Below are 9,300 nucleotides of genomic sequence, written 5' to 3'. Positions count from 1 at the left end.
GATGGAGGTATCGACGGCGAGGGCATCACGTCGCTGGCGCTGCAGCAGGGCGGGCTGGGGCTGGTTCTCACCCTCCTGATCGTGAGTGCACCGTCCATGGCTGCGGCGTTCTTCCGAGGAGTGCTCGGGCAGTTCCAGGCGTACTCGCCTTTCGGGATGCTGGGCGGCGGAAGTGGCCGGGGGCAGCCGCTGGTGACCTCTGGGTACCAAACGGCGCTGACGGATTCTGAGCGAAGCAACTCGGGAAGAGCCGCTCCGGCACCTTTGTCCAAGTTCGACGATGGCGCGTCCGCCTTCCTCGACCGAGAAATTCCTGATCTTTTGAATCGGGCCTATGGGCCGGGGGCTTTGGTCAACGTTCAAATGGGACGAATGTCCCCCGCTGTGCAGGAAACAAACACATCACCAACCGCCTGGGACTACAAGACGCAGGCAGCCCGGCTGTCGCACGACGCGAACCAATTGCAGGACGCGGAGCAATGGGCGCGCAGTCGCGGATTGAATGTCGAGGCAAACGGCTACCGTGATGTTGCGCAAAGGGCTTACTACGCGTCCCAATCCGCGCTACAAGCGAGTGTTCGAATGAACGCGCAAAGCCTTGGGGAGTTGCCTCAAGGTCCGGCCAGCAGTCCATTTGCGCCTGGGTGGAACACGGGAGAGTACTCAGCTGGAGTGCAGTATCGGCAAGGGGCGAACATGCCCGACTACGTCGGTGTGCAGGTCGGGCTCTACGTGGCGTCCGGGGGCATTGCGGTGAATCTTCATAATGGCGAAGTGTCTGGGCAGTGGTCCTTGAGCCGCAGCTATCCTGCCTATTCAGCGAAGCCAGGTGTGACGCTGCTCGTGGGCCGAATCATTGACGGCAGGGGTGTAACTGATACCAGCGAGTTTCTTGCCGGCGGCGGCGCTCAATTGGGCGGATTCGCCCCGACACCTATCCCCCTTCTTGGTGTCGGCGGTGGCTTAAGCCATTCTTATGGGGGCAAGACTGCAATCGAACTGGGGATTTCGTTCCCCCCTGGTGTTCAGACTTCTCCGGCCGGATACGGCTTCGAACTGAAGTCAAAAAATTCAAAGTAACGGAGACGCAATGGGTGTGCCAAATATGAGCAAGGAGAGGTATGACTCTCTGAGCAAGGTTCAGAAAATCGCCTACTGGTCGATAGTGATCGTGGCGGTGGCGTTCATTGCATACATGTGGTTCTTCTATTAGAGAAATTGTCCTTCCTAAAAGATTGAACTGATCGCTTCGGCCCAGTGCACGATTCAGATCAAGCCTTCTGCACCCTCTAATGCGCCTGCGAAGCCACCGGCAAATCGGGCAGCACATTCAAAATCCGCAACGTCTGCTGCACCACCTGGCTGAACACCGGCGCCGCCACCAGCCCGCCGAAGTACTTGCCCGCGCTCGGCTCATCGATCATCACCGCGACGATGACGCGCGGCTTGTCGATGGGCGACATGCCGGTGTACCAGGCGCGGTACTTGTTGCTGGCGTAGCCCTTGCCGACCTGCTTGTGGGCGGTGCCGGTCTTGCCGCCGACCGAATAGCCTTCAGTCTGCGCGAGTGGCGCGGTGCCGCCGGGCGCCGCGGCCATGTGCATCATCTTGCGCACCTGGCTCGCCACCAGCGCGGAGAACACCGGCACGCCCACCGGCGGCTCTTCGGCCTTCAGCATCGTGATCGGAATGACCTTGCCGCCGTTGGCGAACGCCGTGTAGGCATGGGCGATCTGGAACAGCGAGGCCGACAAGCCGTAGCCGTAGGACATCGTGGCCTGCTCGATCGGGCGCCACGACTTGTACGGCCGCAGGCGCCCGGTCACGGCACCCGGGAATACGGTCTGCGGCTTCTGCCCGAACCCGAGCGAGGTGTACGAATCCCACATCTCCTTGGGCGTCATGCGCTGCGAGATCTTGGTCGCGCCGACGTTGCTCGATTTCTGGATCACGCCTTCCACTGTCAGCACGCCGAAGTTCTCGTCGTCGTGGATCGTCGCGCCGGACACGGTGATCCGGCCGGGGTTGGTGTCGATGATCGTCTGCGGTGTGACGCGACCGAGTTCGAGCGCCGTGGCGACGGTGATGGGCTTCATCGTCGATCCGGGTTCGAACACGTCGGTCATTGCACGGTTGCGCAACTGCTCGCCAGTCAGGTTGTGCCGGTCGTTGGGGTCGAAGCTCGGGTAGTTGGCCATCGCGAGCAGTTCGCCGGTGGTGGCGTCGACCACGACGGCGCTGCCTGCCCTGGCCTTGTTCGCGACCACGGCATCGCGCAGCTTTTCATAGGCCACGGCCTGGATGCGGTCGTCCAGGCTGAGCTGAATGTCGTGGCCTTCGATCGGCGGCACCTGCTCGCCCACGTCCTCGACCACGGCGCCCAGTCGGTTCTTGATCACGCGGCGCGAGCCGGCCTTGCCGGCGAGTTCCTTGTCGAAAGCGAGTTCGATGCCTTCCTGGCCGACGTCCTCGACGTTGGTGAAGCCGGCCACATGCGCGGCGGACTCGCCGGCAGGGTACTGGCGCTTGTATTCCCGCCGCTGGTAGACGCCCTTGATGTCGAGCGCGGCGATCTGCTTGGCGACCGTGTCGTCCACCTGCCGCTTGAGCCAGACAAAGCTCTTGTCGTCGTCATTCAGCTTGCGCGTGAGTTCCGCCTGCGGGATGCCGAGCAATTCAGCCAGCTTCTTCAACTTCGGCTGCGTGGCCGGATCGGCGGGGTCGACGTCTTCCGGGATCGCCCAGATGCTGGGCGCCGGAATATCGGACGCGAGGAGGTCGCCGTTGCGGTCAAGGATGCGGCCGCGGTTGGCCGGGAGTTCGAGCGTCCGGGCGAAGCGCACTTCGCCCTGGTGCTGGAAGAACTCGTTGCCGATCACCTCCACATAGAAGGCGCGCGCGGCCAGCACGAGAAAGCCCAACGCGATGGCGGCCACGATGAACTTGCTGCGCCAGACAGGGGTCTTGCTGGCGAGCAGGGGACTGGTTGCGTATTGGACGCTGCGTCCGCTTCGATTCATTGGTTGTTCATTTCGATGGGTTGTGCACGGCGCGGGGATGCTCAGGACTTCAGGGGTGGCGCGCCGTCATCGTCCTCGTCGCTCTTCGACGAAGCGAAGAGGTCCCAGGCCGCCATGAAGAGCGCCGCGATCACGGGCCCGATCACGAAGCCGTTGATGCCGAAGATCGAGAGGCCGCCGATGGTGGACATCAGCACGATGTAGTCGGGCATCTGCGTGTCCTTGCCGACAAGCAGGGGGCGCAGGATGTTGTCGACCAGCCCGATCACGAAGACGCCGATGAAGATCAACCCCAGCCCCTTGCCGATCGCGCCGATCGCCAGGAAGTAGATCGCCACGGGCGTCCAGATCAGTGCTGCGCCGACCGCCGGCAGCAGTGACAGGAAAGCCATCAGCGTGCCCCAGAGCAGGGCGCCCTGCACGCCGAAGAAGGAAAAAGCCGCTCCGCCGATGATGCCCTGCGTTGCGGCGACGGCGATGTTGCCCTTGATGGTCGCCCGGATCACGGTCGTGAACTTGTTGAGCAGGTGGTGCGTGTGAGGCTTTGCCAGCGGCAGCGAATCGCGAACGACCTTCGACAGATCGCCGCCGTCGCGCAGCAGGAAGAAGAGCAGATACAGCATGAGCCCGAAGCTCACCAGGAACTCGAAGGTGTTCTGGCCGATGGCGACCGCGTGCGAGGCGATCATCTGGCTGCCCTTGAGAGCGGATTGGGATATGCGGCTGATCAAGCCTTCGAGGTTGCCCAGGCCGAAGCGGTTGAGCAGGTCGAGCGCCCAGTGCGGCAAGGCGTTCACGACCTGCTGGAAATAGCTGGTGAAACTGATGTCGCCCGAGCGGACCTTCTGGGTGACGATCGCCACCTCCTCGACCAGCGACACAGTGATGATCGTGAGCGGAATGATGACGATGACCATGGCCATCAGCAGGGTGGTGATCGCGGCCAGGTTGCGCTGGCCGCGCATCTTCTTCACGAGGAGCCGATAGATCGGCGTGAACAGGATCGCCAGTGCGACGCCCCACATCACTGCGCCGAAAAATGGGAAGAGGATCCAGCCGAACGCGATCGTGACGATCGCCAGCAGGAAGAGGAAGGTGCCGCGCTGGAGGGCTGGGGTGTTCATGAGCGGTAGGGAAGTCTAACCGCGCCCTTGGGTGTGTTGGGCTCGTTCGGGGGGGGGGGCTTGCCTCATGGCGCTGGGTATCATCCACCGAGGTCGTCGCTGGGAGGCACGACCCGGCGGTTCTGCTTTTTCTTTTAGGGAGGCGGGGCCGAGGGAGCTTTCGGAAATACCGATGATAAGAATGACACTCTCCATTTATTGGGGCAGCCGCTTGCAGCGGTGCCTGTTGCTGCTCGCCTGCATGGCCATTGCGGCGTGTGCAGCCGTGCCCCCAGAGGCGTCCTCGACCTTCTCAAAGGCACCGCCCGCCAAATACCGCTGGGAAGGCTACAACGACAAGCTCGTCGAGGCTCGCCTGGGGCCGCATCGCTACATGATTCCGGCCAACTATTTCCGCGATCAGATGGGGCCGGACTTCCAGGGCAATTTCACCCTGATGGTGCAGTGGCCAGATCTCCAGCCGCTGGCTCCGGGCAAGCGCTCGCAGCAGGATATGGAGACCTTCCAGAAGTCAATCGCGATCTCCCCCCGCTATGTGGATCGTGTCCCCATGGCGGGACGGCTCGAGAAAGCGATTCGTCCGCATGCGTCCGAGAACACGCTCGCCTATCAGGATCCTTCCGAACGCTTGGACATGATGGACGAACAGCCGCAACGGTTCGGTCTGACGCCGTACTACGTCAGTCGCGAAAGATTCCTCGCCTACGCCAAACTGCGGGAACGCGAGGACGGCCACCCGTACCGTGCGCGACTGGAGGACCAGGAGGATAGGTATCTGGTGCGCGATGCCCAGGGCCGGCTCACCACGGTCATCAAATGCGCTTCTCACTTGCAGCCCGATGGCTTCACTCTCCAGGGGAATCGGCTGCTCAGAGATGATTCGCCCCGAGTGGCCATATGTACGCATGACTTCCTGATTCCACAGGACAAGATTGCGCTTTCGCTCAGCTACACACGAATCTTCCTCGAGGACTGGAAACGCATCGAGGATCGCACCCGGGGATTGCTGAAGAGTACCGCGTCCACTGAACTTACCGCTGACCACCGAAAGAAAGCAGCATGGCAGAACTGAATCGGCAAGACATGGACATCCTCGAAAGCTACGCCAAAGACGGCAACCGCGAGCTCTACTGGAACTACTTGGCTCAGCACCCTGGCAATGATGGCTATGGTCTGCTCGCGCTCGGCGTGGTGCGCAACGACAACATGCCGGGCGCCATCGCCAATGCATTCGCGCAGAACCATGCGCGTATGCACGACGGTCGTTCGCTCACTGAGCGGGAGTGGGAAAACTTCGGCCAGGATTTAGTCAAGCGGGATTTCGGTCGCCGACAAATTCACATGGCTGACAAGCGGCATGACCTGGCGCTGAATCTGCCCGTCGACGATGTTCAGCGCGCGCATGACGATGCCTTTCGCACGGTCGGCATCGACCCCGACGCCTGGACCCCTCGCCTCCTGCTAGAGGCCGCACGCCGCCACGGCGGCGAGGCGGCCGCCGAGGACGTGTGGCACCAGATGCTCGACAACCGCACTTGGGGCCTCGACCGTCTCACGGCCACCATGAGCGATATCGCTGTGCATTACAACGACGCGCAATTGCCGACGAGCCGCTACATGAGCGCTCTCGCCGCGGCGACTGCAGTGGCATCGCAGGACCGATCCCACGCCGACCCCGACGTCATTGGCGGCCTTCATTTCTACTACGTATACGACCATCGCGAGCGTGAATGGTCCAGCGTCACGGCCAGCCCCTTGGGCCCTGCGATATCGCGCGTCACCGATCCACGCACCGTTGCCGAACTCGACGATGCCCGCGCCGTGCGGCTGGAGCGGCAGGCGAAGTCCGGGGACTTCCATTCCCTCGATCCGCATCGCGAGATCGCGAAGAGCCCGCGTTCGCTCGCTGATGCCGGATCATCTTTGGCGCCCGAGACGCAGGCAGCAAGCCTTGGCAACCCCGTCGCATCGCGCAATACCCTGGACGACCTGTTCACGCGCCTGACCGATGCGGCGATGAATCGCGACATCGCGGGCATGCGCGCGGTGGGGTGGAAGTTCCGGCAATCCGAGGAAGGGCAGAGTTGGCTGCAGGCCGGCCGGGACTACAACGAGGCCCAGCGTCAAGCGGCACTGGATGCACAGCCAGCCGAACAGGCCGCCATGCAGCAAGCAGCGCCTGTCCGCAGCGGCCCGGTGATGAGCATGTGAATCGGCAATTTGAATCTCAGGGGGAAAAATGGACTCCGATAGAACCAAGGCGTTGGCGGTCCGGTTGACGGCACTGGTTGACGTGCTGGAAGAACGCAGCGAGCGAGCCGTGCGCGAAGTGGTGCAAAGCAGCGGTCAATTGCGGCAGACCGCCAATGGTCTTGGCCTGGAAGGGCAGCGATTGGCGCGCGAGGCTGTTGGCACCATCGGCGCGCAGGCGCAGGATGCGCTCAAAGCCGGGCTGCATCAAGCCGTCGATCAATGCAAGACAGAACTGCAACAAGTAGCGCGGCAAGCGGCGCAAACAGCTCACAGTCTGCAAGCGCAAAGTGAAGCGCTCCACCAACTGCAGCAGGGGCTGGTCTGGAAGTGCGCCATCGCCCTGATGGTTGGCTCGGTGTTGGCGGCGGGTGGTTCGGGCTACCTTGCCTGGAAGAGCAGGGACGAGATCAAGCGCGCCGAGTTTGGAACCGCGATCGTTCGCGCCACGCAATCTGGTGCATTGACGCGATGCGACGACATGCTGTGCGTCAAAGCCGGCAAGAACGCTCCGCGCTACGGGAAAAACAGCGAGTACGTCCTGCTTGGCGAGTAGGGCGCGCTCGCGCCCGAAGACCTCAACGAGACGCGTGCCGGCGTGCGATGGGGGCCAGGGTCGCTCGCAGCCGCTCGTCGTCGGTCGGTTCTGCCGCTGCTTCGACCTGGAGGGCTTCTTCGACGTTGCCGATATGGTCAAGCATCAGTTGCCGGGCGCGGGGCGTATCGCCGGCTTCGAGGGCAGCGACGATGGCGGTGTGCTCGGTGCACGATTGGGCGGCTTCGTGCCTTGATTGGAAAAGTGTTGCTGCCAGCGTGGTGCGCGCGGTGAGATCGCGCAGTACGTCGCAGAGCAGGCGGTGGCCCATCTGGTCGGCGAGGCAGACGTGGAAATCGGCGAGCAGGAAGGCGCGGGTGGCGGCGTCGGCGCCGGCGATGGCGCGCTTTTCGTCGGCAATGTGCTCGCGCAGCTTGCGGATCACCTTCGACAGCGGCCGGCCGGCTTCGGCCAGGATGCCGGCCTCGACGATACGGCGTGCGGCAAAGGCGTCTCGCGCCTCTTCGGCCGAGGGCTCGACCACATACCAGCCGCGGCGCGATTGCACTTCGACGAAGCCCCGCGCCTGCAGTTGCATGAGCGCCTCGCGCACCATGGTGCGGCTGACGCCGAAGTTCTCCGCCAGGGCCTGCTCGCCGAGTCGTTCGCCGGGCGCGAGCTTTTGCGCGAGGATGGCTTCGACCACGCGCTCGGCGATGGTGGTGGGTGTGACTTCGGTCATATCGCTCAATGTGCCGGCTGGATGACGACGGGCGATTCGGGTGTTCCCGCTTCGGCCAGGGGGTCGTCCTCGAATGAATGCGTGCCGTTGAGGACTGCATGGGCCCGCTCGCGGTCGATGTCACCCTCCCATGCCGCGATCGCCACGGTGGCGACGCAGTTGCCGACGAGGTTGCCGAGCGCGCGCGCGATGCCCATGAACCAGTCGACCGACAGCACCAGCACCAGTCCGATGGCGGGGATCGCCGGAATGGCATGCAACGTGGCGGCCAGCACGACGATCGCGGAACCCGGCACGCCGTGCGCTCCCTTGGACGTGACCAGCGCGATCGCGAGGATCGTCAGCAGGTCGGACATGGAGATCGGCGTGTTGGTCGCCTGCGCGATGAAGACCGCGGCCAGCGTGATGTAGATCGAGAAGGCATCGAGGTTGAACGAGTAGCCGGTCGGAATCACCAGGCCCACTGTCGAGTCGCGAATGCCCATGTGGCGCAGCTTGGCCATGATCTGCGGCAGCACGCTGTCCGACGAGGTCGTGGCGAAGACGATGGTGAGTTCTTCACGCAGGTAGCGCAGCAGCTTGACGAGGCTGAACCCCGACAGGCGCATCACCAGCCCGAGCACGACGAAGACGAAGATCAGCACCGAGAAGTAGAACAGCCCGACCAGCATGCCCAACTGCTTGAGCGAGCCGATGCCGTACTGGCCGACGGTGAAGGCGATGGCACCCAGGACGCCCAGCGGCGCCAGCTTGATGATGATGCCCATGATCTTGAACAGCACCAGCGAGAGCGCATCGACGACGACCGAGACCGGCCGGCCACGTTCGCCGAGCAGCGTCAACGCGCAGCCGAAGAGCACCGCGAAGAGCAGCACTTGGAGCACGTCGCCGGTGGCGAAGGCATTGACCACCGTCGTCGGGATCAGCTTCATGATGAACTCGACCGTGCCGCCGCTGGTGAGCTTGTCGGCGGTCGATGTGTAGGCGCTCAAGGCCGCCGCGTCGAGCTTCGACGGATCGACGTTCATGCCGACACCCGGCTTGAACACGAAGGCCAGGACCAGGCCCAGCCCGAGCGCGACGGTGGTCAGCACCTCGAAGTAGATCAGCGACTTGATGCCGACCCGACCCACGCGCTTCAGGTCGCCCGCGCCGGAGATGCCGTGCACCACCACGCAGAAGACCAGCACCGGGATGATCATCTTGATCAGCTTGATGAAGCCGTCGCCCAAGGGCTTGAGCTTGACGGCGAAGTCAGGGAAGAACAGGCCCGCCAGCACGCCGAGTACCAGCGCGATGACGACCTGACCGAAGAGGGATTTGGCGAAACGGGGCATGGAGGATCTCCCAGGGTGGGTGGTTGCATGCAAGGTGTTCGCTGTCTTGCATACAAGCAATGTAGGCAAGATTTGGCGTTTTGCCTTGGGGGTATTCCCGGGGGGCGGAGTGAGATCTGAAAAAACTCATAGTGCGAGGAACAAACGTAAGCAGTCAATAAACCGCGCCCTGTTCATCGACGCTGATGAAGTGCGGGGTTGGGTTACGGAGTTGGCAGCGCGATGTTCCAGGGCAGCAAGGCCTCGTAGTCGTCGGCCGTCTGCGCGAGCGGCAGCTTCTTGAACAGGGCGA

Annotated in this window: 8 protein-coding genes; 4 read left to right on the top strand and 4 right to left on the bottom strand. The window is 63.1% G+C overall.

All coding sequences use genetic code 11. The features are described 5' to 3' along the window. Positions 1-1,080: polymorphic toxin type 22 domain-containing protein (locus tag AC1DN9_RS29520; RefSeq protein ID WP_478105925.1), on the top strand; the 1,080-nt coding region annotated here is incomplete at its 5' end. Positions 1,081-1,289: 209 nt separating this feature from the next. Here the strand turns inward: AC1DN9_RS29520 and AC1DN9_RS29515 are convergent. Next, positions 1,290-3,020 carry a peptidoglycan D,D-transpeptidase FtsI family protein gene (locus AC1DN9_RS29515; protein WP_478105924.1) on the bottom strand — a complete coding sequence of 577 codons (1,731 nt, stop codon included), beginning with the start codon at positions 3,018-3,020 and terminating at the stop codon, positions 1,290-1,292. Positions 3,021-3,061: 41 nt separating this feature from the next. Next, the gene (locus AC1DN9_RS29510; protein WP_478105923.1) at positions 3,062-4,144 is read right to left on the bottom strand and encodes an AI-2E family transporter; all 1,083 of its coding nucleotides are present in this window, start codon (positions 4,142-4,144) and stop codon (positions 3,062-3,064) included. A gap of 181 nt (positions 4,145-4,325) precedes the next feature. Between AC1DN9_RS29510 and AC1DN9_RS29505 the strand changes: the two genes are divergently transcribed. From AC1DN9_RS29505 to AC1DN9_RS29495, 3 genes are read left to right on the top strand one after another with little or no spacing between them, the layout of a single operon-like run. Beyond that, positions 4,326-5,216: a hypothetical protein gene (locus AC1DN9_RS29505; RefSeq protein ID WP_478105922.1), complete on the top strand. Its 891-nt coding sequence runs from the start codon at positions 4,326-4,328 to the stop codon at positions 5,214-5,216. Beyond that, entirely contained in the window at positions 5,204-6,355 is a 1,152-nt protein-coding gene (locus AC1DN9_RS29500; RefSeq protein WP_478105921.1) for a hypothetical protein, read from the top strand. Before AC1DN9_RS29505 ends, AC1DN9_RS29500 begins: the two co-directional genes overlap by 13 nt. 28 nt (positions 6,356-6,383) lie before the next feature. After that, a complete protein-coding gene (locus tag AC1DN9_RS29495) occupies positions 6,384-6,950 on the top strand; it encodes a hypothetical protein (protein ID WP_478105920.1) in 567 nt (188 codons plus the stop codon). Between the two features lie 22 nt (positions 6,951-6,972). Here the strand turns inward: AC1DN9_RS29495 and AC1DN9_RS29490 are convergent, their stop codons facing one another. After that, positions 6,973-7,671: a GntR family transcriptional regulator gene (locus AC1DN9_RS29490; RefSeq protein ID WP_478105919.1), complete on the bottom strand. Its 699-nt coding sequence runs from the start codon at positions 7,669-7,671 to the stop codon at positions 6,973-6,975. A 5-nt stretch (positions 7,672-7,676) separates the two neighbouring features. Further along, positions 7,677-9,008: a C4-dicarboxylate transporter DctA gene (locus tag AC1DN9_RS29485; RefSeq protein WP_478105918.1), complete on the bottom strand. Its 1,332-nt coding sequence runs from the start codon at positions 9,006-9,008 to the stop codon at positions 7,677-7,679. Between the last annotated feature and the right edge of the window lie 292 nt (positions 9,009-9,300).

The sequence above is a fragment of the Variovorax sp. 05L425 genome (genome assembly GCF_056397705.1).
This window is presented reverse-complemented; position numbering and strand designations above follow the sequence as displayed.

Excerpts from the sequence above, each read along its gene's own strand:
- AC1DN9_RS29505 (WP_478105922.1), top strand. The coding sequence starts at position 4,326 with ATGACACTCTCCATTTATTGGGGCAGCCGCTTGCAGCGGTGCCTGTTG.
- AC1DN9_RS29500 (WP_478105921.1), top strand. The coding sequence starts at position 5,204 with ATGGCAGAACTGAATCGGCAAGACATGGACATCCTCGAAAGCTACGCC.
- AC1DN9_RS29515 (WP_478105924.1), bottom strand. The coding sequence starts at position 3,020 with ATGAATCGAAGCGGACGCAGCGTCCAATACGCAACCAGTCCCCTGCTC.
- AC1DN9_RS29510 (WP_478105923.1), bottom strand. The coding sequence starts at position 4,144 with ATGAACACCCCAGCCCTCCAGCGCGGCACCTTCCTCTTCCTGCTGGCG.
- AC1DN9_RS29495 (WP_478105920.1), top strand. The coding sequence starts at position 6,384 with ATGGACTCCGATAGAACCAAGGCGTTGGCGGTCCGGTTGACGGCACTG.
- AC1DN9_RS29490 (WP_478105919.1), bottom strand. The coding sequence starts at position 7,671 with ATGACCGAAGTCACACCCACCACCATCGCCGAGCGCGTGGTCGAAGCC.
- AC1DN9_RS29485 (WP_478105918.1), bottom strand. The coding sequence starts at position 9,008 with ATGCCCCGTTTCGCCAAATCCCTCTTCGGTCAGGTCGTCATCGCGCTG.